At 71.1% G+C, this 25,236-nt stretch carries 27 protein-coding genes and 1 pseudogene; 13 read left to right on the top strand and 15 right to left on the bottom strand.

All coding sequences use genetic code 11. From position 1 onward, the window contains the following. The first annotated feature begins 344 nt into the window (after positions 1 to 344). The 3 genes from ACH427_RS06485 to ACH427_RS06475 all read left to right on the top strand — a co-directional run bounded on the left by ACH427_RS06485 (position 345) and on the right by ACH427_RS06475 (position 3,254). Positions 345 to 770: a hypothetical protein gene (locus ACH427_RS06485; RefSeq protein ID WP_398868262.1), complete on the top strand. Its 426-nt coding sequence runs from the start codon at positions 345 to 347 to the stop codon at positions 768 to 770. Between the two features lie 575 nt (positions 771 to 1,345). After that, positions 1,346 to 2,350 (top strand): NlpC/P60 family protein, encoded by a 1,005-nt coding sequence (locus ACH427_RS06480; protein WP_398868261.1) that lies wholly within the window; start codon positions 1,346 to 1,348, stop codon positions 2,348 to 2,350. 196 nt (positions 2,351 to 2,546) lie between these two features. After that, positions 2,547 to 3,254: a phosphatase PAP2 family protein gene (locus ACH427_RS06475; protein WP_398868260.1), complete on the top strand. Its 708-nt coding sequence runs from the start codon at positions 2,547 to 2,549 to the stop codon at positions 3,252 to 3,254. 153 nt (positions 3,255 to 3,407) lie between these two features. Here the strand turns inward: ACH427_RS06475 and ACH427_RS06470 are convergent, their stop codons facing one another. After that, a complete protein-coding gene (locus tag ACH427_RS06470; protein WP_398868259.1) occupies positions 3,408 to 3,602 on the bottom strand; it encodes a hypothetical protein in 195 nt (64 codons plus the stop codon). Between the two features lie 112 nt (positions 3,603 to 3,714). Between ACH427_RS06470 and ACH427_RS06465 the strand changes: the two genes are divergently transcribed. Together ACH427_RS06465 and ACH427_RS06460 are read left to right on the top strand one after the other, a co-directional pair. After that, positions 3,715 to 4,557 carry a hypothetical protein gene (locus ACH427_RS06465; RefSeq protein WP_398868258.1) on the top strand — a complete coding sequence of 281 codons (843 nt, stop codon included), beginning with the start codon at positions 3,715 to 3,717 and terminating at the stop codon, positions 4,555 to 4,557. A gap of 126 nt (positions 4,558 to 4,683) precedes the next feature. Further along, the gene (locus tag ACH427_RS06460) at positions 4,684 to 4,857 is read left to right on the top strand and encodes a hypothetical protein (protein WP_361525549.1); all 174 of its coding nucleotides are present in this window, start codon (positions 4,684 to 4,686) and stop codon (positions 4,855 to 4,857) included. A 51-nt stretch (positions 4,858 to 4,908) separates the two neighbouring features. On the opposite strand, the gene ACH427_RS06455 is transcribed toward ACH427_RS06460, so the two are convergent. After that, positions 4,909 to 5,304 carry a metal-sensitive transcriptional regulator gene (locus ACH427_RS06455; RefSeq protein ID WP_398868257.1) on the bottom strand — a complete coding sequence of 132 codons (396 nt, stop codon included), beginning with the start codon at positions 5,302 to 5,304 and terminating at the stop codon, positions 4,909 to 4,911. 272 nt (positions 5,305 to 5,576) lie between these two features. Between ACH427_RS06455 and ACH427_RS06450 the strand changes: the two genes are divergently transcribed. Beyond that, positions 5,577 to 6,197, top strand: a complete 621-nt coding sequence (locus tag ACH427_RS06450) for a DUF47 family protein (protein WP_311613856.1) — start codon at positions 5,577 to 5,579, stop codon at positions 6,195 to 6,197. Between the two features lie 6 nt (positions 6,198 to 6,203). Further along, positions 6,204 to 7,202 (top strand): anion permease, encoded by a 999-nt coding sequence (locus ACH427_RS06445; RefSeq protein WP_398868256.1) that lies wholly within the window; start codon positions 6,204 to 6,206, stop codon positions 7,200 to 7,202. A 356-nt stretch (positions 7,203 to 7,558) separates the two neighbouring features. On the opposite strand, the gene pstB is transcribed toward ACH427_RS06445, so the two are convergent. The 4 genes from pstB to pstS all read right to left on the bottom strand — a co-directional run bounded on the left by pstB (position 7,559) and on the right by pstS (position 11,707). Next, positions 7,559 to 8,338 (bottom strand): phosphate ABC transporter ATP-binding protein PstB, encoded by a 780-nt coding sequence (gene pstB / locus ACH427_RS06440; RefSeq protein WP_398868255.1) that lies wholly within the window; start codon positions 8,336 to 8,338, stop codon positions 7,559 to 7,561. Between the two features lie 68 nt (positions 8,339 to 8,406). Beyond that, on the bottom strand, positions 8,407 to 9,483 hold the full coding sequence (pstA, locus tag ACH427_RS06435; RefSeq protein WP_398868254.1) for a phosphate ABC transporter permease PstA: 1,077 nt from the start codon (positions 9,481 to 9,483) through the stop codon (positions 8,407 to 8,409). After that, a complete protein-coding gene (gene pstC / locus ACH427_RS06430) occupies positions 9,480 to 10,463 on the bottom strand; it encodes a phosphate ABC transporter permease subunit PstC (protein WP_398868253.1) in 984 nt (327 codons plus the stop codon). The genes pstA and pstC overlap by 4 nt, the downstream gene beginning before the upstream one ends. 110 nt (positions 10,464 to 10,573) lie before the next feature. Beyond that, positions 10,574 to 11,707: a phosphate ABC transporter substrate-binding protein PstS gene (gene pstS, locus ACH427_RS06425; RefSeq protein WP_398868252.1), complete on the bottom strand. Its 1,134-nt coding sequence runs from the start codon at positions 11,705 to 11,707 to the stop codon at positions 10,574 to 10,576. Positions 11,708 to 12,024: 317 nt separating this feature from the next. On the opposite strand from pstS, the gene ACH427_RS06420 reads away from it, so the two are divergent. Together ACH427_RS06420 and ACH427_RS06415 are read left to right on the top strand one after the other, a co-directional pair. Beyond that, positions 12,025 to 13,122: an NlpC/P60 family protein gene (locus ACH427_RS06420; protein WP_398868251.1), complete on the top strand. Its 1,098-nt coding sequence runs from the start codon at positions 12,025 to 12,027 to the stop codon at positions 13,120 to 13,122. Positions 13,123 to 13,432: 310 nt separating this feature from the next. Beyond that, positions 13,433 to 14,710: a SpoIIE family protein phosphatase gene (locus ACH427_RS06415; RefSeq protein ID WP_398868250.1), complete on the top strand. Its 1,278-nt coding sequence runs from the start codon at positions 13,433 to 13,435 to the stop codon at positions 14,708 to 14,710. Between the two features lie 108 nt (positions 14,711 to 14,818). Here ACH427_RS06415 and ACH427_RS06410 read toward each other — a convergent pair whose 3' ends face one another. The 4 genes from ACH427_RS06410 to ACH427_RS06395 form a co-directional block, all read right to left on the bottom strand. Beyond that, positions 14,819 to 15,202 carry a DUF2516 family protein gene (locus tag ACH427_RS06410; RefSeq protein WP_398868249.1) on the bottom strand — a complete coding sequence of 128 codons (384 nt, stop codon included), beginning with the start codon at positions 15,200 to 15,202 and terminating at the stop codon, positions 14,819 to 14,821. A 111-nt stretch (positions 15,203 to 15,313) separates the two neighbouring features. Further along, positions 15,314 to 15,868, bottom strand: a complete 555-nt coding sequence (locus ACH427_RS06405; RefSeq protein WP_398868248.1) for a hypothetical protein — start codon at positions 15,866 to 15,868, stop codon at positions 15,314 to 15,316. Between the two features lie 16 nt (positions 15,869 to 15,884). After that, a complete protein-coding gene (locus tag ACH427_RS06400; RefSeq protein WP_398868247.1) occupies positions 15,885 to 16,262 on the bottom strand; it encodes a helix-turn-helix domain-containing protein in 378 nt (125 codons plus the stop codon). A gap of 549 nt (positions 16,263 to 16,811) precedes the next feature. Continuing rightward, positions 16,812 to 17,645: a helix-turn-helix transcriptional regulator gene (locus tag ACH427_RS06395; protein WP_398868246.1), complete on the bottom strand. Its 834-nt coding sequence runs from the start codon at positions 17,643 to 17,645 to the stop codon at positions 16,812 to 16,814. Positions 17,646 to 17,787: 142 nt separating this feature from the next. Between ACH427_RS06395 and ACH427_RS06390 the strand changes: the two genes are divergently transcribed. Both ACH427_RS06390 and ACH427_RS06385 read left to right on the top strand, forming a co-directional pair. Beyond that, positions 17,788 to 18,054, top strand: coding sequence for an Atu4866 domain-containing protein (locus tag ACH427_RS06390; protein WP_398868245.1), 267 nt, complete (start codon positions 17,788 to 17,790; stop codon positions 18,052 to 18,054). Then, complete coding sequence (locus ACH427_RS06385; RefSeq protein WP_398868244.1) at positions 18,051 to 18,785, top strand: SDR family oxidoreductase; 735 nt, start codon at positions 18,051 to 18,053, stop codon at positions 18,783 to 18,785. The genes ACH427_RS06390 and ACH427_RS06385 overlap by 4 nt, the downstream gene beginning before the upstream one ends. 541 nt (positions 18,786 to 19,326) lie before the next feature. On the opposite strand, the gene ACH427_RS06380 is transcribed toward ACH427_RS06385, so the two are convergent. Beyond that, entirely contained in the window at positions 19,327 to 20,745 is a 1,419-nt protein-coding gene (locus tag ACH427_RS06380; protein WP_398868243.1) for an erythromycin esterase family protein, read from the bottom strand. Positions 20,746 to 21,104: 359 nt separating this feature from the next. On the opposite strand from ACH427_RS06380, the pseudogene ACH427_RS06375 reads away from it, so the two are divergent. Further along, positions 21,105 to 21,401: pseudogene (locus ACH427_RS06375) on the top strand (hypothetical protein); the annotation flags it as partial. Here ACH427_RS06375 and ACH427_RS06370 read toward each other — a convergent pair. From ACH427_RS06370 to ACH427_RS06360, 3 genes are all read right to left on the bottom strand, one after another. Further along, positions 21,376 to 21,726 carry a winged helix-turn-helix transcriptional regulator gene (locus ACH427_RS06370; protein WP_398868241.1) on the bottom strand — a complete coding sequence of 117 codons (351 nt, stop codon included), beginning with the start codon at positions 21,724 to 21,726 and terminating at the stop codon, positions 21,376 to 21,378. The pseudogene ACH427_RS06375 and the gene ACH427_RS06370 sit on opposite strands and share 26 nt — an antisense overlap. 108 nt (positions 21,727 to 21,834) lie before the next feature. Continuing rightward, the gene (locus ACH427_RS06365; protein WP_398868240.1) at positions 21,835 to 22,302 is read right to left on the bottom strand and encodes an SRPBCC family protein; all 468 of its coding nucleotides are present in this window, start codon (positions 22,300 to 22,302) and stop codon (positions 21,835 to 21,837) included. Next, complete coding sequence (locus ACH427_RS06360) at positions 22,290 to 23,186, bottom strand: RNA polymerase sigma-70 factor (protein WP_398868239.1); 897 nt, start codon at positions 23,184 to 23,186, stop codon at positions 22,290 to 22,292. The genes ACH427_RS06365 and ACH427_RS06360 overlap by 13 nt, the downstream gene beginning before the upstream one ends. Before the next feature lie 184 nt (positions 23,187 to 23,370). Here ACH427_RS06360 and ACH427_RS06355 point away from each other — a divergent pair, with 184 nt between their 5' ends. Then, entirely contained in the window at positions 23,371 to 24,132 is a 762-nt protein-coding gene (locus ACH427_RS06355; RefSeq protein ID WP_398868238.1) for an SDR family oxidoreductase, read from the top strand. A 196-nt stretch (positions 24,133 to 24,328) separates the two neighbouring features. Here the strand turns inward: ACH427_RS06355 and ACH427_RS06350 are convergent, their stop codons facing one another. Next, on the bottom strand, positions 24,329 to 25,117 hold the full coding sequence (locus ACH427_RS06350; protein ID WP_398868237.1) for a putative protein N(5)-glutamine methyltransferase: 789 nt from the start codon (positions 25,115 to 25,117) through the stop codon (positions 24,329 to 24,331). Positions 25,118 to 25,236 lie beyond the last annotated feature (119 nt).

Raw genomic sequence — 25,236 nt, 5'->3', positions numbered from 1 at the left:
CCTGGATCCTGGTGCGCGGGGCCACTTCCTGGTGCGGCCGCATGCGTACGACAACATCAGCGTCCCTACAGGGAAGTCGCCCGCCCAGCAAGGCTGGAACACCCGAAGGGTAGAACAAGCGGCCAGCGCCTTGACGTGCCGCGTTACCTGCGTGCACGGGTAAACTTCGCCCCCGTTACCCATTCGGATGGTGTCGGGCAAGTGCGGGCTTCCGGGCCGAAATTGCGCCCTACGGTGGCCGCAGACGGGTTGTCTCTTGCCGAATACGAGGCGACCCCCGGGCGGTGCTGCGAACACCGGGCCAGGGGTCTACACCCGGTAACCCCTAAGGAATAAGTACCGGAATGCTCCGGCATGCTATCGCGCCTCCGCGCTCCTTCACGCAGGTTGCCAACGAGATCATTCGTCATCCGAAGCTGTCTTCGGACGCCGTGCGGCTGCTCATATGGCAGCTGTCCCTGCCGCCGGGCGTCGACCTGCCCTTGTGGCAAGTCGCGCAGCGGGCCGGGATCAAGACCACGAGGTTCATCCGTGCGAAGCGGGAGCTGGCCGCCGCCGGGTACTACCACGAGTGGCGTGAGCAGGGGCCCGGCGGGCGGTGGGTCACCGAGCGGCTCGTCTCCGGGGTGCCGCTGAGCGCCGAGGAAGCCGCCGCCGTGCGGAGTGGGCAGCCGGGTGCCCGGATTCCAGCCGTCGGTGGGCCGGAGCGCCGGGTGGTCGGTCGTTACCCAGGAGAAAAGACGGGGGAGAAGAACCGCCCACCTCCCTGACCCGCCCCGCCGGAGCGGGATCCGGAGCAAGCAACGGCTCCGGAACCTGGGCCCGTGCCCCCGCCCTACGTCACGCAAGGCGCCCACGTGCTCAACTCCGTCTCCCGGACCGAACGCGGCTGTCCGGCATGGACATCGCCCGCCTCGCCCCGCCCGCAGGGGAGTGGTTCCAGCGGGGCGCGTGTCTGGCGGAGGTCCGGGAAGCGCTGACCGGCGGGCTGCCCGCTCACGTCCACTTCGCCGCCGGGATCATCCGCAACCGCCCTGCTCCGCAAAATGCCGGACGCGCCCACCTTCGCGGAGCAACGCGCCCTCGAACGGGGCTTCGCTCGAACCGCGCGACCGTACGCGCCCGCTCCACCCGTACGACCGAAGGCGCCCGCTCCACCCGCCCTTGACACGTCGGGCGCGGTGGCGCGACCCGGCGCGGCGCGGGCGCCGTGCGAGCGGCGCCGCGCGGCGCGGGAGCCGAGATGTCCCGGCTTGACCCCTCGTGGACGACCGGGCCCCGTGACGCGGCACGCAGCAACGGGATTTGACGGATACACGGCGGGCCCGTGGGGGAGGATTGCGGGGTGCGGAAGGTCTGGGTGGGCGTGGGTGCCGGGATCGGGATGGTCCTGTGTTTCATCGGGCTGCTCGTCATCGGCGTGTATACGGCCGCGTGGAACCTGGGCGGCGGCGGGGGCAATTCGGGCGAGCTGGCGAGTGGCGCGGTTCCGGCGGAGTATCAGAAGCTGGTGCAGGACTGGGGGAACATCTGTCCGGCCCTGTCGCCGGCCATCCTCGCCGCGCAGATCTACTCGGAGAGCAACTGGAACCCCAGGGCGGTGAGCCCCGCGAACGCTCAGGGGATAGCGCAATTCATTCCCGAGACCTGGGCGTCCCATGGCATCGATGCGAACAAGGACGGCAAGCGGGATATCTGGGACCCCCAGGACGCCATCCCGTCGGCCGCGGTCTATGACTGCGAGCTCTCCAAGGACGTCAAAAGCGTGCCGGGCGATCTCTCGGACAACATGCTGGCGTCGTACAACGCCGGTGCGTACGCGGTCATCCAGCACCAGGGCGTGCCGCCCTACAACGAGACCCAGGGCTATGTGCGTGAGATCCGCACCCTCGCGAAGAGCTTCGCCAGGCCCCTCACCAAGGTCGCGCCCTCGCAGCAGGCGGCCGGCGCCATCTATTACGCGCAGGACAAGCTCGGCACGCCCTATCTGTGGGGCGGCGACGGCACCGCCGCGGACGGGGGGCGCTTCGACTGCTCGGGGCTCACCAAGGCCGCGTACGAATCGGTCGGCATCACCCTGCCGCGCGTCGCCAACGATCAGTGGAACGCGGGCGCGCACCCCAAGCGGAATGAGCTGCTCCCCGGGGATCTCGTCTTCTTCGCGCACGATCTGACGGACCCCCGCAGCATCCACCACGTGGGGCTCTATGTGGGCGGCGGGTACATGATCAACGCACCGCACACAGGGGCGCTGATCCGCTTCGACAAGATCGACACACCGGACTACATCGGGGCGACCCGGGTCACCGAAGATGGCGCGAAAGCGCTCCCCAAGGTCAAGGGGGTCTGAAGTCCCGACCCCGGACTGCAACGATGGGTCACCCTTCGATAACGTCCTGGTGATCTTTGAGTGGAGAGTGGAACGCCCGGCCGGAGTGGCGCGTTCCATGAGAGTGGGAAAGCAGCGCCGCCATCGGCGGGCGCAACGGACCACGGGGGTCGGCAGCTGGACGTAGCACGAGGCGACAGATAAGGGGCCACGACACATGGCTGGACTCGCGGTGGGGCACCTCGTGTCGGAGGCCGGGGGCGGGCCGGGCCCCGACAACAGCTTGCTCTACGACATCAACGGCATCGCCAAGTCCGCCCCCAACTGGCTGGACCACGCCGTGGAGTTCATCGGCGAGTACGGGATCGTCCTGGGGCTCGCCGTGCTGATGGTCTGCGCCTGGTGGAGCGTCCGCAAGCGGGACGACGCGCCCGCCGCCGTGGCGGGGCTGCTGTGGGCACCCCTCGCCGCCGGGATCGCGCTCCTCGTCAACATCCCGATCCGGGACTTCGTCAAGCGGCCCAGACCCTTCGTCGACCACACCGGGCTGGACGTCCTCGTCAAGGGCAAGACCGACTACTCCTTCGTCAGCGACCACGCGACGCTCACCATGGCGATCGGCGTGGGCCTCTTCGTCGCCAACCGGAAGTACGGCCTGATCGGCATCGGCCTCGCCTTCCTCGAAGGCTTCTGCCGCGTCTATATGGGCGTGCACTATCCGACCGACGTCATCGGTGGGTTCGCGCTCGGCACGGCGGTCGCGCTGCTGCTGGCCCCGCTGGCGATGATGCTGCTCACCCCGGCGGTGCGGACGCTCGCGGCGTCGCGGGCGGGGTGGCTCGTGCGGGCCGGCGGGGCGGTGGCGCCCGTGGTGACGGCGGCGCCGGAGCGGCCGCTGTCGCGGGACAGCGATCTGGCGGCGTAGCCGCCCGCAGGGGCCTGCGGCGCTTTTCCCCCACCCGCCCCTTCCCATGACTGGGGGGGAGCGAGCCCCCAGCCCCCGGACCGCGCTTCGCACACCGTTCCTGGAACGGGGGCTGCGCTCCAGGCCCCGCGACACGGCTTCGCCGCGTAGTCCTCAAACGCCGGACGGGCTGGAATCCATGGTCGAGGCCGTCGCCACGTGGGACGCGGCGTCCTCGCGTGCGAGGGAACGCGCTCTCCGGGCCGGGCCGCGCCAGCCGCAGGTGCAGCGGGCACTGCAGAAGGAACCGGTCTCGCTGGTGCTGGTGGAATGGGCCGCGGAGAGGCCGGCGGCGGCTGCGTCGGACACGTGACCACGCTACCCGGCCGTGACGGTGGTCACCGGGGGTCGTTGACAGTTACGGGTTCCACAGCGTGCTGGCAGGGGGCTGACGGTCATGGTGGTGCGGCGGAGCGGACGTGTGACGGCGGGTGGCATCGCCATCGGCCTGCTGGTGTCCGGCTGCGCCGCCCAGGAGCGGCCGGAGCTGCGGGGGGATCTCAAGAGCCTGAGCGGCGAGGCCCGCCAGGCGGACGACCCCGGCCAGGCCCGCGAGGCGCTGCGCCGCGCGGCCCGGGCGCTCGCCGAGGCGGGCGGCGCGAAGGTGCGTACGTCGATGGAGACCGTCAGCGGCGGCACCCGGCTGACCATCCACGGCACGGGCGGCTACGACTTCGCCCGGCCCGCCGGTGAGTTGACGGTGCTGGTGCCCGCGGACGCGGCGGGCGCGACCGAACACCGGGCCGTCACCGAGGTGTTCGTCCCCGGGGCGCTCTTCATGAAGAACCGCGGGGCGGGCGTCCCCGCCGGCAAGTGGGTGCGGCTGTCGACGCCGGCCTTCGCCGACGGCAATCTGCTGACCAACGGCGCCACGGACCCGCTCGCGGCGGTCGAACTGCTGGGCGGGGCGCGTGAGGTGACGTATATGAGGGACGAGCGGGTGGACGGGGTCGGCGTGCGGCACTACTGGGGCACCATCGACCTCGGCCGGGCCGCGCGCGCCGCGCCCGAGCGGGACCGCGGTCCGCTGGCCGTGGCGGCGCGGGGGTTCTCCAGCGGCACGGTGCGGTTCGACGCGTACCTCGACCGGCAGGGCCTGCCGCGCAGGCTCTCCCACCGGTTCGGCGTCGTGCGGGGCGGGTCGGCGGCGCCGATGACGGTCGTCTCGACCGTCGATCTCTACGACTTCGGCACCAAGTTCGATGTGGCGCTCCCGGCTTCCGCCGATATCTATGCGGGGACCGTGGGTTCGCTGGGGAAATAACGCGGCACGGTGTGCTTGGCCATGGAAATGGTCCTTCTGTGCCATGCGCGCCATGTGTACCGATCACTACGCTGGTAAGCCGAAGAACCATAACCCGAGGAACCAGAACCCGAGGAGGTGAATCACGTGGTTTCGCGACGCGGTTCGTCGGGTGGGCCGGATCCCGTGGCCCTCATCGAGATCGATCTCTACGGTGATTTGATGATCGCGGCCTCGAGCGCGGACGAGGACCGCCTGAGCCCCGACCGCATCGACGAGGTGCTGAAGGTCGTCCGGGCGGCGGAGACGCGGGGCGAGTAGCGGCCTGCGGCCCGCCGGGAGCGCCGAACGCTGCGCACGGAGCGCCGGGCGCTACGTACGGAGCAGCCGCGCGATCGCCGCGCTCGCCTCGGCCACCTTCGCGTCGATCTCGTCGCCGCCCTTCACCGCGGCGGCCGCCACGCAGTGCCGCAGGTGCTCCTGGAGCAGCTGGAGGGCGAAGGACTGGAGGGCCTTCGTGCTCGCGGACACCTGGGTGAGTATGTCGATGCAGTAGACGTCTTCCTCGACCATGCGCTGGAGGCCGCGGATCTGGCCCTCGATCCGGCGCAGGCGCTTGAGGTGCTGGTCCTTCTGGTCGCTGTAGCCGTGCGGGCCGTGGTTGTGGCCGTGCCCCTGGACCTGCCCGGGCGATGCGTCCGCACCGGGCGCCTCGCCGTGGCAGGGCGCGGCACCGGTCGTGCCGGTCCCGGCTTCGGTGGTGGTCATGGCGTCCTCCGTCGTCCCTTCCCGGAGCCGGCGTCCGGGGTGCACCGGTGCTGGTCCGGGCCCTGGGCCAAGGGTGTCGCCCCTGTCGGTGCGTATACCCCACTCGTATACCCCCGGCAGGTATATGGTACAGAATTCGGTGGCCGGAGGCGGTACCTGCCTTCGTGAGCACTCTGCCCGATGGGCGACACTGAGGGAATGCCAGTTAGCCGTGGCCGGATGATGCGCCTAGCATCAACGAGACCGAATCCGCTGCACCCCGAGGATCCCACGTGCGCTTTCGTCTGACCCCCAGGGAGACGAGCTTCTACGACATGTTCGCCGCGTCCGCGGACAACATCGTCACGGGCTCCAAGCTCCTGATGGAACTGCTCGGAGCGGACGCGTCCGCCCGAGCCGAGATCGCCGAGCGGATGCGGGCAGCGGAGCACGCGGGGGACGACGCGACGCACGCGATCTTCCACCAGCTGAACTCCTCCTTCATCACGCCGTTCGACCGCGAGGACATCTACACCCTCGCCGGCTCGCTCGACGACATCATGGACTTCATGGAGGAGGCCGTCGACCTGGTCGTGCTCTACCAGGTCGAGGAGCTTCCGAAGGGCGTCGAGCAGCAGATCGAGGTCCTCGCGCGAGCCGCCGAGCTCACCGCCGAGGCCATGCCCAACCTCCGGACCATGACAAACCTCACGGAGTACTGGATCGAGGTGAACCGCCTCGAGAACCAGGCGGACCAGATCCACCGCAAGCTCCTGGCCCAGCTCTTCAACGGCAAGTACGACGCCATCGAGGTGCTGAAGCTCAAGCAGATCGTGGACGTGCTGGAGGAGGCCGCCGACGCGTTCGAGCACGTCGCCAACACGGTCGAGACCATCGCGGTCAAGGAGTCCTGACCCCCGGTGGACACCTTTGCTCTCGTCGTGACCATCGGGGTCGCGCTCGGCTTCACCTATACGAACGGCTTCCACGACTCCGCGAACGCCATCGCGACCTCGGTCTCCACGCGGGCGCTGACCCCGCGGGCGGCCCTCGCGATGGCGGCGGTGATGAACCTCGCCGGTGCCTTCCTCGGCAGCGGCGTCGCCAAGACCGTCAGCGAGGGCCTGATCGCCACGCCGGAGGGCCAGAAGGGGATGGGCATCCTCTTCGCGGCGCTGGTGGGCGCGATCGCCTGGAACCTCATCACCTGGTACTTCGGGCTTCCGTCGTCCTCCTCGCACGCCCTGTTCGGCGGCATGGTGGGCGCGGCGCTCGCGGGCGGCACCACGGTGATCTGGTCGGGGGTGATCGAGAAGGTCGTCATCCCGATGTTCCTCTCGCCCTTCGTCGGCCTGATCCTCGGCTATCTCGTGATGGTCGTGATCATGTGGATGTTCCGTAAGTCCAACCCGCACAAGGCCAAGCGCGGCTTCCGAATCGCGCAGACCGTCTCGGCGGCCGGCATGGCCCTCGGCCACGGTCTGCAGGACGCGCAGAAGACCATGGGCATCGTGGTGATGGCCCTGGTCATCGGCGATGTCGAGGGCAAGGGCGACGCGATCCCGCTGTGGGTCAAGCTCGCGTGCGCGCTGACGCTGTCGGCGGGTACGTACGCCGGTGGCTGGCGGATCATGCGGACGCTCGGGCGCCGGATCATCGAGCTGGACCCGCCGCAGGGCTTCGCCGCCGAGACGACGGCCGCGTCCGTGATGTACACGTCCTCGTTCATGTTCCAGGCGCCGATCTCCACGACGCACGTCATCACCTCCGCGATCATGGGCGTGGGCTCCACGAAGGGCTCGCGCGCGGTGCGCTGGGGGGTGGCCAAGAACATCGTGATGGGGTGGTTCATCACCATGCCGGCCGCGGCGATCGTGGCCGCGCTCAGCTACTGGGTCGTGCTGCTCGCGTTCGGGTAGTCGCGCCTGCGGCGGGCTTCTCCCAGCCCCGCCCTTCCTGAACTGGGGCGCGTGCCCCAGCCCCCGGCTGTCCCGCCGTTGCCGCCTGCGGCGGAGAGCGCACTGGGGGGTCCCCCGGACGAAGTCTGGGGGAGCGTCCTCAAACGCCGGCCGGGCTGAACATTGATGGGCCCGCCCCCTGCCACCGACAGGGGGCGGGCCCTTCGCCTTGCGGCGGCACCGCCAAGCAGCGCCGTAAGGCGGTCGGGGCCGGGGGCGGGGCCCCCGGGAATCGGATGACGGGCCGGAAGCCCCGTACGCGGAGCGGCCCGCCCGGCGAGGGGCTCGCACCGCCGAGCAGCGCCGCAGGGCGGTCCTTATCCGAAGCGGCCCGAGATGTAGTCCTCCGTCGCCTGCACGGAGGGGTTCGAGAAGATGCGCGCCGTCTCGTCGATCTCGACGAGACGGCCCGGCTGGCCCACGCCGGCCAGGTTGAAGAAGGCCGTGCGGTCCGACACGCGTGCCGCCTGCTGCATGTTGTGCGTGACGATGACGATCGTGAACCGTTCCTTCAGCTCGCCGATCAGGTCCTCGATGGCGAGCGTGGAGATCGGGTCGAGCGCCGAGCAGGGCTCGTCCATCAGCAGCACCTGCGGCTCCACCGCGATCGCCCGCGCGATGCACAGGCGCTGCTGCTGACCACCGGAGAGGCCCGCCCCCGGCTTGTTCAGCCGGTCCTTGACCTCCGCCCAGAGGTTGGCGCCCCGGAGCGACTTCTCCACGATCGCGTCCATGTCGGCCTTGCGGACCCGGCCGCCGTTGAGGCGGATGCCCGCGGCCACGTTCTCGTAGATCGACATGGTGGGGAAGGGGTTCGGGCGCTGGAAGACCATGCCGACCGTGCGGCGTACGGAGACGGGGTCGACGCCGGGCCCGTAGAGGTTCTCGTCGTCGAGCATCACCTTGCCCTCGACGCGGCCGCCCGGGGTGACCTCGTGCATCCGGTTGAGGGTGCGCAGGAAGGTGGACTTGCCGCAGCCGGAGGGACCGATGAAGGCGGTCACGGAGCGGGGCTCGACGGTCATCGAGATGTCCTCGATGGCCTTGTGGTTGCCGTAGTAGGCGTTGAGGCCGCCGACGTCGATGCGCTTGGCCATGGGAATCACTGCTTCTTTCGTAAACCGGTAGCCGCGGTCAGCGGCTGGACACGCGGCGGAGCCGCATATCAACGCTTCGGGGCCTTCCAGCGGGCGATGCCGCGGGCCACCAGGTTGAGGATCATGACGAAGGCGATGAGGACCAGGGCCGCTGCCCAGGCGCGGTCGTAACTGGCCTCGTTGCCCGCGGCCCACTGCTCGTAGATGTAGTACGGCAGGGAGGACTGCGCGCCGTCGAAGGGGTTGTTGTTGATCACCTGGGAGCCGAAGACCAGGAGGACGATGGGGGCGCTCTCGCCCGCGATGCGGGCGATCGCGAGGGTCACGCCGGTGGCGATGCCGCCGATGGCCGTGGGCAGGACGACCTTGAGGATCGTGCGCCACTTCGGCACGCCGAGGGCGAGGGACGCCTCGCGCAGCTCGTTCGGCACGAGCTTGAGCATCTCCTCGGTGGAGCGGACGACCACCGGCATCATCAGGATCGCCAGCGCCATCGACCCGGCGAAGCCGGAGTAGCCGAAGTCGAGCATGAGGATCCAGAAGCTCAGCACGAACAGGCCCGCGACGATCGACGGGACACCCGTCATCACGTCCACGAAGAAGGTGACCACCTTGGCGAGCCGCCCGCGCCCGTACTCCACGAGATAGACCGCGGTCAGCAGGCCGACCGGCGCCGCGATGGCGGTGGCGATGCCCACCTGCTCCAGGGTGCCGATGATCGCGTGGTAGACGCCGCCGCCGGGCTGGATGGTCAGCACGCCGGCCATCGAGTGGCTGAGGAAGGTGCCGTCGAGGACCTTCGAGCCGCGGCTGATCGTCTCCCAGCCCAGGGAGACCAGCGGGACGACGGCGATCAGGAAGCAGACCCACACCAGGCTGGTGGCCAGGCGGTCCTTGGCCTGCCGGCGGCCCTCGACGCGGGCGGCGAGGCCGTACATCCCGAGGACGAAGAGGAGCGCGGCGATCACGCCCCACTGGATCCGGCTGCTCAGACCGGCGCCGAGGCCGATCGCGATGCCGACGGCGGCCGAGGCCGCGGCGGCGGCGGGCGGTGCCCAGCGCGGCAGGCGCGGCCGGCGCAGGCTCGTACGGGGCAGCGGGGCCTGGTCGGCGACCCGCGGCGGGTCGATCGTCACGTCGCTCATTCCGAATACTCCTTGCGACGCGCGATGATCATCCGTGCCGCGCCGTTCACCAGCAGGGTCAGCAGGAACAGGACCAGGCCGGACGCGATCAGGGCGTCCTTGCCGATCTCGCCGGACTCCTTGAAGCTGCTCGCGATGTTCTGCGCGAACGTGCCGCCGCCCGGGTCGAGCAGGCTCTTGCCGATGACGAAGCTGGGGGAGAGGACGGTCGCGACGGCCATGGTCTCGCCGAGCGCGCGGCCCAGGCCGAGCATCGAGGCGCTGATGACGCCGGACCGGCCGAAGGGGAGCACCGACATCCGGATGACTTCCCAGCGGGTGGCGCCGAGCGCCAGCGCCGCTTCCTCGTGCATCTTCGGGGCCTGGAGGAAGACCTCGCGGCTGACGCTGGTGACGATCGGCAGGATCATGATCGCCAGCAGGATGCCGATGGTGAAGAGCGAGCGGGCGGCGCCGTCGTGGTAGGCGAGGACGCCGGTCCAGCCGAAGTAGTCGTCGAGCCAGCTGTAGAGCCCGCCGAGGTGCGGCACCAGGAAGAGGGCGCCCCACAGGCCGTACACGATGGACGGGACGGCGGCGAGCAGGTCGATCACGTATGCGACCGGGGTGGCGAGCCTGCGCGGCGCGTAGTGGGAGATGAAGAGCGCGACGCCGATGGCGACGGGGACCGCGATGACCATCGCGATCAGCGAGCTGACGATCGTGCCGAAGGCCAGGACCGCGATGCCGAAGACCGGCGGGGTGGCGTTGGCGTTCCACTCGAAGGTGGTGAAGAAGTTGCCGTGGTCGTGCGAGAGGGCGCTGGCGGCCCGGACGGTGAGGAAGACCGCGATGGCGGCCATGATCACCAGCAGCAGGATTCCCGAGCCCCGGGAGAGGGCGAGGAAGACGCGGTCACCGGCGCGGGTGGCGGACTTCGGCCGCCCCGCGGGGGCCGCGGGGCCGGGTGGGCCCGCTGCGGTCGTGCTGGATATGTCCATGGGGTTGTCTCCGGTCTGCGGAGGGCGGCCGAGGTTGGCCGCCCTCCTGGCGCGGCGGTGCACCGGACGGTGCGGCCGGACGCCCGCTGGGGGTCCGGCCGCACACGGGGTCAGGAGAGGTTCGCGATGTTCTCGCGGACCTTCTTCGCGATCTCGGTGGGCAGCGGGGCGTAGCCCATGCCCTTGAGGACGGACTGGCCGTCCTCGCTCGCGATGTAGGTCAGGAAGGACTTGGTGGCGGCGAGGGTGTCGGCCTTGTTGCCCTTGTCACCGACGACCTCGTAGGTCACCAGGGTGATCGGGTAGGCGCCCTCGGCCTTGGTGTTGTAGTTGAGCTGGAGCGCGAGGTCCTGGCCGGTGCCGACGATCTTCGCCTCGGCGATGGCCTTGGAGGCGTTGTCCGAGGTGGCCTCGACCGGGGCGGCGGCGCCGGTGTTGAGCTTCACCGTCTTGATCGAGTTGGCGGTGGCGTAGGACAGCTCGAAGTAGGAGATGGCGCCCTCGGTCTGCTTGACCTGCGAGGAGACACCGGCGGAGCCGTCGGCGGACTGGCCGCCCTTGGCCGCCCACGCCTTGGCGGGGGTGTAGGGCCAGGACTTGTCGGCGGTGGCCTTGAGATACTTCGTGAAGTTCTCCGTGGTGCCGGACTCGTCCGAGCGGTGGAACGCCTGGATCTTGGTGTCCGGCAGCTTGGCGTCCTTGTTGAGCTTGGCGATCGCCGGGTCGTTCCACTTCTCGATCTTGCCGTCGAAGATCTTGGCGAGGGTGTCCGCGTCCAGGACCAGGTTGTCCACGCCCGAGAGGTGGTAACCGATCGCGATGGGGCCGCCGACCATCGGGAGGTCGATGCCCTGGCCGCCGCCCTTGAGGACGCTCTTGGACTTGGCGGCCTCCTCCGGCTTCAGCGCGGAGTCGGAGCCGGCGAAGGCGGTCTTGCCCTGGAGGAACTCCTGGATGCCCGCGCCCGAACCGGTGGGCTTGTAGTTGATCTGGATGTCCTTGCAGGCCGCCATGAAGTTCTTGACCCAGAGGTCCATGGCGTTCTTCTGCGCGGTCGAGCCCGAGGCCAGCAGCTGGCCCTTGCCGTCGCACTTGATGTTGCCGGCGGCCTTGGTGGCGCCGCCGTTGCCGGTGTCGCCGCCGCTGTTGTTGTCCGAACCGCACGCCGTGAGGACCAGGGCGCCGGAGACGGCGATGGCGCCGAAGGCGACGGCGCGGAGCCGGTTCTTGCGCTGAAGCTTCACTTTTCGGGAATTCCTTCCGGGAGCCGCCGCTGGGGCGGCGTGCGAGAGGTCGTCGGTGCGGTTCAGCCGTTCCGCTGCGGCCCCGCATGCCCGGGACCCGCACCCTCTACGACCGAAATTAGGCAGAACAGGTGAAGCGGTCGATGGGGCAGGGTGAACGGAGGGTGAACCTCACCGGTCAGGGTGGTAGCCGGTCGGACAGCTGGTTCGCGGCCAGTGTGACGCAGATCTCTGTCCGTTTGCCGATCGCCGTGACAGCATCCGTTTCTCGCGTGACGCTATGTCAGACCTGAGGGCGGAAGCCGCGGAGGTGGCCTGTGAGGTGGCACGGCAGGGGTACGGACAGCGGGGGCACGGGGACGCGTGGGGGTGGCGGTGGCCGCCTGATCGCGACGACGGCCCTGGTCTGCGTGGTGGCCGTGACGGGGGTCGCGTTCCTGCCAGGTGCGGCGTACGCGGATCCCAGCCCTCCGCCGCGCGGCCTCGAAGACGTCCACAAGGAGGTGGAGGGCCTCTACCGGCAGGCGGAGGCCGCCACCGACGCCTACAACGCGGCCGGTGAGGAGCAGCGCCTCCAGGAGAAGTCCCTCGCCGAGCTCGCCCGCTCCTCGGCCGCCGCGCAGGAGCGGATGAACCGGCTCAAGGACCAGGCCGGCGCCCTGGCCCGGGCCCGCTACCGCGACGGCAGCATGCCGCCCCAGGCGCGGCTCTTCTTCTCCTCCTCACCCCGGACCTTCCTCGACGGCATCGCGCTCGCCCACAAGGGCGAGGCCGCGACCCGCGGCGTGATCGCCCGGCAGGCGGAGACCCAGAAGGCCCTGGACGGCTACGCCAAGGCCGCCGGTGAGCGCTGGAAGACACTGGACGGCGAGCGGAAGAAGAAGGAGTCCGCGAAGAAGGAGATCGAGGCGAAGCTGGCAGCCGCCAAGGAGCTGGAGTCGCGGCTGGAGGCGAAGGAGAAGGAACGGCTGCGGAAACTGGAGGAGGACCGCGCCCGCGAGGACCAGCGGAAATGGCTCGCCTCCCAGCCGGCGAAGGGCGTGGCCGACGCCGGCGCCGCGGCCTCCGGCGACGGCAAGCGCGCGGTCGCCTTCGCGACGGCCCAGATAGGCAAGAACTACGTCTGGGGCGCGGAGGGCCCCGACACGTACGACTGCTCCGGCCTCACCCTCAAGGCATGGTCCGCGGCCGGCCGGACCATTCCGCGGACCTCGCAGGAGCAGTGGCGGCAGCTCCCCAAGGTGGACGTGAAGGACATGCGGCCCGGCGACCTGATCATCTATTTCGCGGACGCGAGCCATGTGGGGATGTACGTGGGGGACGGCACGATCGTGCATGCGCCGCGGCCCGGGCGGCAGGTGACGCTGGCCGGGGCGGGGACGATGCCGGTCCTGGGGGTGGTGCGGCCCGGGTGATCGTGGGGTTTTCCTGTCCCGCGGGGAAGGGGCGTCCAGGGGGAAGGCCCGCCGCAGGCGCCCCGCCCCACGGCCACCGCCACCGCCAGGCAAAAGCACCCGCAATGTGACCCCGACCACCCGCAGGGGTGACGTTTCTCATTGCGTGTTTCTCCCCTCACGCGCCAAATGCCGCCCAGACAAGCGCATATGACAGCGGCGAGTGGCCCCGTTCCATTCCGTTCGAACGCGGCGGCCGCTAGGGTCGCGTTCGGCGCTCACCGATCGGTGGGCGCCATGTTCTCGGGGGGAACGGAAGGAAGCCGTCACCATGTCCGTACCCGCGCCGAGGCTTGCGGAGGCGACCCCGCTCGACGCCGGGCTGACCCTGCTGGTGATCGAGAGCGACCCCGGCGGCTCGCTGTCCGTGCCCGAGATGGCCGAGATGTCGGGTCCGGCGGGCAAGCCGGTCCGCATCCGTACCGCCCGCAACCTCACCGAGGCCGAGCGGCTGCTCACCGACGACGTGCACTGCATCCTTCTCGACCTCGCCCTGCCCGCCCCCGACCGGGTCTGTGAGCCGTCCTGCGTCACCGCCGGCTGCGCGGGCGACGGCGAGGCGCACGTGCCCGAGCCCCGGGACGAGCTGGACACCCTGCGCCAGGTGCTGCGCCTCGCGCCCCGGCACGCCGTCCTCGCGCTCACCGCGGAGACGGACGCCGAGCGGGCCGCCGAGGCCGTACGCGTGGGGGCGCAGGACTACCTCTTCCGGGACGAGCTCGACGGGCGGGTGCTCAGCCGGGCCATCCGCTACGCCGTCGAGCGCAAGCGCGCGGACCTCGCCCAGCACCAGCTCACCGAGTCCCGGCTGCGCGCCCAGGAGAACGCCCGGCTGGAGCGCGGCCTGCTGCCGACGCCGCTGCTGGCCGGTTCGGACCTGCGGTTCGCCGCCCGCTACCGGCCGGGCCGCAGCCGCGCGCTGCTCGGCGGCGACTTCTACGACACCGTGCGGACGCCCGACGGCACCGTCCACGCGATGATCGGCGACGTCAGCGGCCACGGCCCGGACGAGGCCGCGCTCGGCGTCGAACTCCGCATAGCGTGGCGGGCCTTGACGCTCGCCGGGCTGTGCGGCGACGAGCTGCTGTCCACCCTCCAGGAGGTGCTGGAGCACGAGCGCGCGGACGAGGAGACGTTCGCGACGCTGTGCGCCGTCGACATATCGCCTGACGGGCGCCGCGCCGGCCTGAGCCTGGCGGGCCACCCGGCGCCCCTGCTCGTACGCCCCGGCCAGGCCCCGCGCCTGCTGCCGCAGGACAGCGGCGGCCCCGCGCTCGGCCTGCTCCGGCGCGCCCGCTGGCCGCGCCGGCAGATCGAACTGGGCGGCCGCTGGAGCCTGATGATGTACACCGACGGCCTGATCGAGGGCCGGATCGGCGAGGGCGCGCGGCGCCTGGGCCAGGAGGGCATCGTCGAGCTGGTCACCCGTCAGGTCAAGGACGGGCTGACCGGGGAGGCGCTGCTCGACGCGGCGGTGACGGAGGTACGGGCACTGAACGGCGGTGAGTTGACGGACGACCTGGCGGTGCTCCTGCTGGACCGCGGCTGAGCGGGGCCCGGTGGGCCGGTGCGGCCGAGCCCGGCCCGCCGCCCGCGGCGGGGCGCCCCGAGGGCACCGCCGCGCGGCGGTGGCGGGGGGCACCGGACCGCCCGCGGATCAATACCTGCCGCCCCCGCGGGGGCCGCGCTTCGGCCAGCTCCGCCGGCCGTTGATCCGCTTGAGCGTCGCCCGTACTTCCACGTAGTAGACGATGGTGGCGATGAGGGCCGCGAGGATCAGGAGGAAGCCGAGCCCGCCGAAGATGCCCGCGAGCGCGGCCCAGCCGCCGCCCAGATAGCGTGCCGACGGCAGCCCCGAGACGAGCGCCGCCAGGGCCATCACGGTGATCCAGAAGCGCTTCGTCTGCTTGTCCGCCGCGCGGAAGGCGTCCTCGCGGGTGGTGGCCGCGTCGACGATCGCCGCGAGCGCGAACAGGCACAGCACCCTGGGGAGCCATTCCGCGAGCCAGCCGATGGCGCTGCCGAACCCGTCAACCAACACGTGGCTCACCTCAAGGTCGTTCCATTACGGGCGCTTGCGCCCGCCACGGTACCGGGAGAACGGTCCGGGCACGTGACACATCGCCCCGGACCGCCCCCGGCCCGTCCTTGCCTACTGGTCGTCGGACTTGGCGTCCGTCTTCTTGGGGGCCGCCGAGGTCTTGCGGGCGGCGGCGGGCTTCCGTGCCGCGGCGGGCTTGGCGTCGGCGTCCTGCGCGTCGGCGGCGGGCTTGGGCTCGCTCTCCGGCTCGATGGCGACGGCGATGTCGGCGACCTCGTCGGCGGCCTCGCCGCGCCAGGTCTTCACGGCGACGCGGCCGCGCTCGGCCAGCTTCTCGTACTGCTCGCCGGCCTTCGCCGCGTATCCCACGGCCTGGCCGACGCCCTGGAGCAGCAGATCCTGGGCGGACTGGCCGAGCTTCTTCGCGTCGGTGTCGAAGGTGTTGACGATCTCGGTGAACTTGGCGGTCACCGTGGCCTGGGTCTCCTTGGCCCGCTGGGTCACCTTCTGCTGAAGGGCCTTGGGGTCGGTGTTCCGCAGCTGCTCGAAGCGCTGCGGGGCCTCGGCGATGACCTGCCCGAACACCTCGAAGGTGAGGTCGGCGGCGCCGGCGGCCGCGTACGCGGTGTCGGTCGCGGCCTTGCGGAAATCTTGGGTGGTGGCCATGGCGATGGTCTCCCGGTCAGCTCGAAGATTTGCTGTCGTCGTCCGTCGCGAGCCCGTTCTCCTTACGGAAGGACTCGTAGATCTGGAGCAGCACCTGCTTCTGCTGCTCATTGATCGCGGGGTCGGCGAGGATCACACTGCGGACCTCCGCGTCGCCCCTCTCCCGCTCGTCGAGAATCCCGGCCTGCACGTACAAGGTCTCGGCGGAGATCCGCAGCGCCCTCGCGAGCTGCTGGAGGATCTCGGCACTCGGCTTGCGCAGACCGCGCTCGATCTGGCTGAGATACGGATTGGACACCCCCGCGGCATCGGCGAGCTGCCGCAGCGTCAGCTGCGCGTTGCGCCGCTGCTCCCGCAGATACTCACCGAGATTGCCGACGTTGAGTGATCCCATGCGGTCGATGCTGCCGCATGTTGCTAACTTTTGCAAGCGCCTGCTTGCAAAAGTGTCGGTGGTCGGTGTGACTGGTCGAAATGGATGTCACCTGGTCGCGATGCCTGTCACCGGAGCCGGTCCGGCGGCTGCCATCATCGGGCCGGGATGCGGTGGTTGGGACCTGGCCGCGGGGAGTGGAACCACCGTTAAGTCCCCGGCGAGGTTGACCCTGGCCGGGCTCTTCCGGCCCAACTCGGACCCGGCGAACGTCGGCCAGACCGGTTCCGGCAAAAGTGGCAAGTCGCCGCCGGTGGCAGCTCTCGGGCCGGACGCAGGCGCCGCGGGCACAGGCCGGCTCCGTCGTGGCCGCAGCGTTGAGGAAGAGAATGAACGTCCGGACTTGATCAGGCCGACTCGCAAGGCCTCGTCTTCTGAGTGAAGGCCTCGTCTTCTGAGTGTTCGAGGATCGCGACGGTCCCGGCGAGGCCGGGTGCTGTGACCGCGCGCCTCCGGGTGCGGGCGAGCAGGGCCCGGTAAGTGCGGAAGAGCCGGTCGCCGGCTTCCGGCTCACCCGGCGCCCCGGTTCAAGGTGGCGCGCAGGGACCCGAGCAGGCTGAGGGCCTGCGCGCTGGAACTGCCGGGCTCCGCCTGGTAGACGATCAGCTGCTGGCCGGGAGCGTCGCGCACGTCGAAAGCCTGGTAGGTGAGGGTCAGCCGGCCGACGTCGGGGTGGAGGAGGTGCTTGGCCTCCTGGGTCTTGTCGCGTACCACGTGGGCGTTCCACAGGCGGGTGAAGTCCGTGCTGTGGCCGGTGAGGGTGCGGACGAGCTCCCGCAGCCGGGGGCTGTCCGGGTCGAGCCCGGCCGCCTGTCGCAGGTGGCCCACGACGGCCTGGGCCGTGTGGCCCCACCGTTCGTAGAACTGCCGGCCCGCCGGGTCGAGGAAGGCCATCCGGGCGAGGTTGTCGCTCCGCTCGAAGGGTGAGTGCAGGGCCTCGGCCAGGGCGTTGGCCGCCAGGACGTCCAAAGTCCGGTTGATGACGAACGCCGGGGCGGCCGGGTAGCCGTCCAGCAACTGGCGCAGGGCGGGGCCGACCCGGTCCGTGGTGTGGGCGAACCGGCCGCTCGGCACCGTCCCCGCCAGCTGGTGCAGGTGCGCGTGCCCGTTCGAGTCGAGCCGCAGGGCGCGGCCGAGCGCGTCGAGGACCTGGGCCGATGGGTGGCGTTCCCGCCCCTGTTCCAGGCGGGTGTAGTAGTCCGCGTTCACCCCGGCCAGGACGGCGACTTCCTCCCGGCGCAGTCCGGCGACCCTGCGTACCCCGTGGCTCGCCACGCCGGCGTCCTGCGGCAGCAGGGCCGCACGGCGTGCGCGTAGGAACTCTCCCAGGTGGTTGTCGGTCACGCCCTCACCCTAGGCCGCGCCGGCGGAGCCTTGCCCGGGTGCACCGCACCCAGGCAAGGCACGTCCTGATCGGTCACCCGCCTCCCGCCCAGGCTCGGTCGGGCGGAACTGATCCGCATCCATCGACGAAGGGAGGCCGTCCTTGACGGGCAATGCCGAGAAGGGCCGTGCCGATGTGGTCGGCACGTGGGTGACGGCGGACGGCCACATCCGCCAGGAGCCGCAGGCGGACGGACGGTACGACGAGGCCCGCGGCACCCGCCGCAGCGCCTTCACAGGCCGCTGCACGGTGACGGGCAGTCACATCGACTACGTCGATGACACCGGGTTCACCGCCACGGGCGACATCAGAGACGGGGTCCTGTTCCACGAACACCTCGTGCTCCACCGAGAGGAGAAGCGGGCATGACACAGACACCCAAGGTCGTACTGGTCACCGGAGCGAGCAGCGGGATCGGGGAGGCCACCGCCCGCCGGCTCGCCGCCGACGGCCACCGCCTGTTCCTCGGGGCTCGGCGCACCGACCGCCTCGACGCGCTGACCGGCGAGCTCACCGCCGCAGGCGGCACCGCGGCGTTCCAACGCCTCGACGTCACGGACGCCGCCGACGTCCAGACCTTCGTGTCCGCCGCCCGTGAGCGCTACGGCCGGGTCGACGTCCTGGTCAACAACGCCGGAGTGATGCCACTCTCGCCGCTGGAGGCCCTGCGGACGGACGAGTGGGACCGCATGATCGACGTGAACCTGCGGGGAGTCCTGCACGGCCTCGCCGCCGCGCTGCCCGTGATGCGGGCCCAGGGCGGCGGGCACGTCGTGAACATCGCGTCCGTCGGCGCGTACGAGGTCTCTCCCACCGCCGCCGTCTACTGCGCCACCAAGTTCGTCGTCCGCGCGATCTCCGAAGGGCTGCGCCAGGAGTCCACCGGAGATATCCGGGTCACCCTCGTCTCTCCCGGCGTGACCGGGTCCGAACTCGCCGAAGGCATCTCCGACCCCACCGCGAGGGAGGCCATGAGGGCGTACCGCGCGGTGGCACTGCCCGCCTCCGCCGTCGCGGAGGCCATCGCCTACGCCGTGTCCCAGCCCCGGCAGGTCGACGTCAACGAGCTCGTCGTCCGGCCCGCGGCGAGCGCCCAGTGACCGCCCACGGCTTCCCGTCGGTCGCAACGCCCTGCTCGACCCCTGATCAGGTGGCCGCCCCGCCCGGCTGGTGACCGCCGCCGCCACCGGCCGCCAGGCGAGCCGGCAGGTCACTGGACCACGAAGTCCGGGTCTGCCGACGGGGACGATATGGCCGACGAATATCTGCTGACGGCCCTGCCGGGGGCGGCCCGGCTCGCGGCGTCTGCGGTGACCACGGGTGGCGGCCTGTGCAGCTGGAGTTGACTGCCCGGCAAAACCTCTTCGGACAGTGGAATCACCGTCTGCTTGGGTGACAGCCGGGCCGAAAAGTCGAGGCAGGTGACAACAAGGCCGACCATCTGGTGACAAGTAGCGTGACTATCCAGCCACTGAAGCCCAGGCCGGGCGCTGAACCGGTGACATCCATCTCGACCAGTCACAGGCGGGGGTCTCGGCGGGCTTCCCTGGAAGGCCCCGGCTGCCCATGGCAGGCGCGGCGGGCCGCCCGTGACGTGTACGGAACGGCCGGCCCTGCCCGTGCTCCTGGTGCGCCTGCCGCTTACTGCGGGGTGTCGGCGCCGAGAGTGGTGTCAGGGACGCAGATGATCCCGTCGAACGCCTCCAGGACGGGGATCTCGATGAACGCGGTGTCCACTCGCGTGCGGACCGGCTCCGGCAGCGAGTGACGACGGGCGTACTCGCGCAACGCCCGCGCGTCCACCAGGGCTGGTTGCCCGGGGACACCCGCGAACAGCGCTTCGACGCTGTCCGGCGCGGCCTCAGGGGTGGCGGCCCGGCCCCAGCGCATCCCGAGCGGGCTGGCCCGGTCGGGCAGGTTCTCCACCGTCTCGCCGCCGTTGCTGGTCAGCGCGAGGGGAACGTAGTCCGCGCCGAGCGCCCTGGAGAGCAGATTGCCCATGGGCGTCACCGCCAGTGGGCCGGGCTGGTTGGCCGATCGCTGGATGTGGGCGTTGTGCCCGACGAGGACGACGCGCGTGCCGGGCCCGGACCGCTCCAGGAATTCAAGCAGCGTGTCGGCCAGATAGCGTTCCCTGGCGGCGAAGTTCGGGCCGTCGGGCGCGCCCGCGAGCGCCTCGGCCATGGCGCGCTGGGCCCGGTCGGTGGTCACGGCCGCGCGGACGTCCGACAGCGCGGTCTCGTACGCCATGCGGCCGCCGCGCTCGGTGTAGATCTCGCGCAGGTCCGTGAAGCGGCCCAGCAGCCGGGTGAGCGCGGTGGTGAGGTGGTCCTGCACCGCCGGGTCCAGGTCGAGCCTGGCATAGGCGGGCACCATGACCGTCCCGCCCGCGATCGGCTCGGAGATCTCCAGCGCGGTGTGCAGGAAGCGCAGCGCGCCGGGGTCAACGGTGGCCAGGTAGGCGGCGACCGGCTCCAGTACGGGCGCGAGCGAGCCACCGGCCATGGGGATGTCGCAGCCGACGAAGCGGACCGGGTGCGCGGCGTCCGCGTTGTGGTGGCGCAGCCACCGCAGGGTGTCCCGGCACTCGACGGGCTGGCCCAAGCCCTTGATGACGCGCTTGCCTCCGCCCTCGGTGCTGTCGTCCTGGTCTCCGCTGCTCCCGGGGGCCAGGAGGTCGTCGATGTCACCGGGCTCGCCCTGGACCCAGGCATCCACGGCGCGGCCCTCGGCGGCTCCGTACTCCATGGCGTAGACGGTGAAGCCCAGTTCCTCGACGAGGAAGCGCAGGACGCGGTGGCGCAGCAGGGCGAACTCGCGGATCTGGTGGGAGTTCTCGCCGAGCGCGACCACGCGGGCGCCGCCGACGAGGCCGCGCAGCGGCTCCAGGTCGTCGAGCGGGGTCCCCAGGTCCGCTCCGGGGCCGGGAACGGACAGCCGGGAGGCGTGACGGGTGACCCACCGCGTCAGTTCGACGGGGGCGACCGTCAGGGTCGGCTCGACCGGAGGAAGAAGATCGCGCAGATCGCTGTGGTTGTCGTGGTGGTTCTGGTCGTTCATGAAACGTGCTCCGCGGTGTGAATCAGCATCGGAGCCGGGCAGCGTCGAGCACCGCACCGGCGGGGAACCGGAATGCGGCGAAGCTGTCGGAACGCTGGTCGCAGCTTGCCGCTAGGCGGCGCTGCGGGGCTTGAAGAACCAGCTCTGGCCCGTGCACATGAACATGTCGGGGACCGTATCAGGGCCCGTTGCCGCCCGCATCGCCATTTTCCGGCGGGTGCGCCCGGAGCAGGAGCGGGCGGGAAACGGCCTCAGCGCCAACTGTCGCGACCAGGTGGCACCTATGGAGGTCAGGTCTCGCCTGCGGGCCGGTGACAACGCTCAGCCGGGCCACCCCGAGCGCTCACGGGCCGACTTGCGTCTCCGTCGATCCCCCGAAGGTCCTCACAGCGGAGGCGGTCGAGCGCTCCGACGCAGTGATCACCATGGGCTGCGGGGACGCCTGCCCGTACTTCCCCGGCAAGCGCTACGCCGACTGGACGTCCGACGGCCCCGCCGGTCAAGGCGCGGAGGCCGTACGCCCGGTCCGCGACGAGATCGAGTGCCGTGTCCGCGGGCCGCTGACGGAACTGGGCGTCGAACCGCGTGCGTTACGTCGGTTCCGTTCCGTGCCGGCTCAAGGGATTCGCGTCAGGAGGCCGAGCGGGCCCCGGTGAGTTTCTCCAGGCGGCGGTGGCCCCAGTCGGAGAGCGGGGCGAGGGCCTCGGAGAGTTCTCTGCCGAAATCGGTCAGGGAGTAGACGGTCTTCAGCGGCAGCACGTCGTGCACTTCGCGGTGCACCAGACCGTCCGCCTCCATTTCACGGAGAGCCTGGGTCAGCACCTTCTCGCTGAGGCCCGGCAGTTGCCGACGCAGCTCGCCGGGCCGCTGGGGGCCGGACTCCAGCAGCCAGAGCAGGACGCTCTTCCACTTGCCGTCGATCACGGCGATCGCGGCGGTCACTCCGCAGACGTTCAGATCCTGAGCGCGGCTGCGCGTCATCTTCGCCCCGTTTTCTGTGCTTTGACGTTGTTCGTGAGGGCGTGGAAGCACGCCCACCTCCTCCGAACAATCCGCTGTCGCCGTGCCTTCCTCGACGGGGTGTCGGTGTCAGACCTGAGCCGGCCGGTCGGTGGGGCGGGTCAGTGCCTTTTCCGCCGCTTCGAGGATGTTCGTGAACGTGTGCGTCAGGATCGGGCGTACCGCGCGGCGCGTGAGGGCGGGGCCGATCAAGGGGATGGGGAGTTCGGCGCGCGTGGTCCAGCGGACGTGGGTGCCCGCGTCGCTCTCGGTGAAGGTCATGCGGCCGAGTTCGTGCCTCGCCGGCGGGAAGCAGCGGTCGACGACGTACTCCGTGGCGTACGGCGCTTCGTAGAGGGTGATGCGCTCCTGGAACCAGCCGATCAGCCAGAGGTGGCTGCGCACCGCGCCGAGGCCGTACGGCGCGGACTCGCCCCGCCGGGTCAGCCGGCAGCGGACCACCAGGGGCGACTTCGTGTAGTTGGTCGTCGTGGTCAGCCAGGCGAAGACGTCCTCGATCGGGGCGTCGATGACACGTTCAACAGTCACGGTTTCCACGGCCGGTGGTCTCCTCTGTCGAGTGGGAGCACCGCTTCGGCGCGGTGCAGCTTGTCCGGGTTGCGCATGCCGTAGAGGCCCGTGATCCGTCCGTCGTGGATCTCGAACGCGACGAGCCAGTCGAGCGCGCCGCCGGTGACGAACCGTGCCGCGGGCATGCCGTTGTACGTGGCGTGCTCGACGCGCGTCGCCGCGGTCGTCGTACGGAGCACGCCGATGACGAAGCGGGCGACGTCGGCGCTGCCGGTGATCGGACGCCGGGCGGCGACGACCTTTCCGCCGCCGTCGGAGATCTGCACGACGTCGGGCGCCAACAGGTCCATCAGCGCCTGCACTTCACCGGTCGTCGCGGCGAGCAGGAAGCGCTGGACGACCTCCCGGGTGGCGTCGGAGTCGGGCTCGAAGCGGCGCCGCCGCGCGTGGACGTGCCGGCGGGCCCGGTGGGCGATCTGCCGGACGGTGACCTCGGTCTTGCCGATCGAGGCGGCGATCTCGCCGTGGGTGTAGCCGAACACGTCGTGCAGCACGAACACCGCGCGCTCGGCCGGGCCCAGCGTCTCCAGGACGAGCATCATGGCCATCGACACCGACTCGGCCAGGATCGCGTCCTCGCTCACCTCGGGCGCGGTGCGGATCGGCTCGGGCAGCCAGCTGCCGACGTACTCCTCGCGCCGCGCCTTCACCGCCCGCAGGTGGTTGAGCGCCTGCCGGGTCACCACGCGGACGAGGTAGGCCCGCGGGTGCTCGACCGTGGCCGGGTCGACCGCGCTCCAGCGCAGATAGCTCTCCTGGAGCACGTCCTCGGCGTCGGCCGCGCTGCCCAGCATCTCGTAGGCGATGGTGAACAGCAGCGGCCGGTGCTCGCTGAAGGCGTCCTCGCTCATGGCTGATCCCGTTCCTCTCCTCGTACGCCCATCAGACACAGCGCACCGGCGAAGCGTGACAGGCCGGGGATGTGGTTCATGTCACAGGACCCGAAGGGGCTGCTCCGGACCGTCCCGTCACATTCCCGTCCCGCCAGGAGTCATCGCTGTGAATCCGCGGAACGCGACGAGACGGGGAGCAGCCATGACATCGACCATCCTGGTCACCGGTGGCACGGGCACGCTGGGGGGCCATGTCGTTCCCCTGCTGAGGGCGGCGGGACGCGAGGTGCGGGTGCTCAGCCGGGGCGTCCACGCGTCCGTGGACGGCATCGAGTACGTGACCGGCGACCTGCTCAAGGACGAGGGCGTCGACGCCGCGGTGGCCGGCGCCCCGGTCGTGCTGCACCTCGCGGGCGGCGCCAAGGGGGACGACGAGGCGACCCGGAACCTGGTGCGGGCCGCGGTGGGTGCCGGGGTGCGGCATCTGGTCTACATCTCGGTCATCGGGGCGGACACGATCCCGCTGGGCTACTTCCGGTCCAAGCTGGGCGCGGAGCGTGCCGTGGCCGGATCGGGGCTGCCGTGGACCACGCTGCGCGCGGCCCAGTTCCACGACCTGGCCCTGACCGTGGCGGGGAAGATGGCGAAGATGCCGGTCGTCCCCGCGCCGGGCGGGCTCCGGTGGCAGCCGGTCGACTCCCGCGAGGTGGCGGCCCGGCTCGTGGAGCTGGCCCTCGGCGAGCCGGCGGGCCTGGTGCCGGACCTGGCCGGGCCCGCGGTGTACGGCTTCGCCGAGCTGACCCACGGATATCTGCGGGCGCGCGGGAAGCGGCGGTTGACGCTGCCGGTCCGCATGCCGGGGAAGGTCGGCCGCGCCTATCGCGCCGGGGCGAACCTGACGCTCGAAGGGGCGGTCGTGGGCAGGCGGACGTGGGAGGACTTCCTGGCGGAGCGGGTCGGCTGACGCCTCCGCACGGCTTGCGGCCTCGGCCCGGTGCGCGGCGCGGGCCGCGTCGGCGGCGTCACCGCCATGAAGATCACGGACCCGCCCCGCGGCCCGGAGCGGCGCGAAGCCGGCGTACTGGCACGCCTGGTGACGGAAAGGCCGTCACCTCAGGCGCGGCGGCGCGCGGGTGGCCTGACGGTGCGGGGCGCCGGCTTCAGGGGCGCCGGCCCGAGACCACCGTGGCGTGGAGGTCCTCGTCGTGGCTCACCTCGGCGATCAGGCCCGCGTGGGTGAACCAGGCGGCCGTGGCGGCGGCCTGACGTCGGCTCGTCTCGACCAGGAGGTGGCCGCCGGGCGCGAGCCAGGCGAGGGCCTCCGCGGCCACGCGGCGCTGGACGGCGAGGCCGTCCGAGCCGCCGTCGAGCGCGACATGGGGCTCGTGGACGCGCGCCTCGGGTGGCAGGAACTCGATCTGTTCGGTGGGTACGTACGGCGCGTTGGCCACCAGGACGTCGACGCGGCCCCTCAGCGCGGCGGGCAACGGGGCGTAGAGATCGCCCTCGTGGACCGGGACGTCCGCCGCGAGATTGCGGCGGGCGCAGCGCACGGCGGCCGGGTCGATGTCGGCGGCGTGCAACTGGGCGCCGGGCAGGGCCGCGAGGAGCGCGGCGCCGACCGCGCCGGAGCCGCAGCACAGGTCGACGATCACGGGGGAGTGGCCGCCGGACAGGGCGGCGGCCTGCCGGACGAGGTGTTCCGTACGCCGCCGGGGCACGAAGACGCCCGGATCCACGGCTATGCGCAGGCCGCAGAACTCGGCCCAGCCGAGGACGTGTTCCAGCGGCAGACCGACGGCCCGCTGGTCGACCATGCGAGCGGCGTCGTCGGGCGTGCGGGCCGTGGCGAGGATCAGCCGGGCCTCGTCCTCGGCGAAGACACAGCCCGCGGCACGCAGCCGGGTGACGACGGCGGAGGGGGAAACGAGGGGAGCAAGAGCAGACATGAGGGCCTTCCGGGAATCCGAAGGGCGCTCTCGCGGCTCACCCGCGCGGGGCGGACCGTACGGCCACGAGGAGGGAGCGCCCTACCTGAACTGCGGTAATGGGTCTCACCTCCTCGGTC

Origin of the sequence: Streptomyces sp. NPDC020379 (assembly GCF_044387105.1) — a bacterium.
Lineage (GTDB): Bacteria > Actinomycetota > Actinomycetes > Streptomycetales > Streptomycetaceae > Streptomyces.
Note: the sequence above shows the minus strand (reverse complement) of the source record. Positions and strands in the feature narration are given on the sequence as shown.